This is a genomic window from Pseudomonas sp. P7758 (assembly GCF_013386485.1).
Lineage (GTDB): Bacteria > Pseudomonadota > Gammaproteobacteria > Pseudomonadales > Pseudomonadaceae > Aquipseudomonas.
In genome coordinates this window covers 1-342 of sequence record NZ_JACARS010000280.1, presented here as the reverse complement: position 1 = coordinate 342, position 342 = coordinate 1, and the positions used below count along the sequence as shown (strand labels likewise).

Here is a 342-nt window from a genome sequence, read left to right as displayed (position 1 = left end):
CGGGGAATATCCGCGAGCTGCGCAATGTGCTGGAGCGGGCGGCACTGTTGAGTGATGACCTGGTGCTGGATGCCAGTGAAATTCGCGCAGCAATTGGTACATTCAGCCCGGTTGAGCAGAGTTCGGTAGAGACCGTTGAGGGCGAGAGTTTCAGCGCGGCCCGGGAGCGGTTTGATCGGCAGGTGATTGGGGCGGCGTTGAAGCACTGTGAGGGGAATGTGGTGGAGGCGGCGAAGCGGCTGGGGCTGGGTCGGTCGACCTTGTATAAGAAAATGGTTGCCCTGGGCATCGCCTAGTCTCCAAAAAGAGACACAATTCCAAATACAGAGAAAATCCAATGTG

Annotated in this window: 1 protein-coding gene; it reads left to right on the top strand. The window is 57.3% G+C overall.

All coding sequences use genetic code 11. The annotated features are described in order from the left end of the window. The coding region (locus tag HX873_RS31490; protein WP_305729314.1) for a helix-turn-helix domain-containing protein at window positions 1-296 on the top strand (296 nt) is incomplete at its 5' end. Between the last annotated feature and the right edge of the window lie 46 nt (window positions 297-342).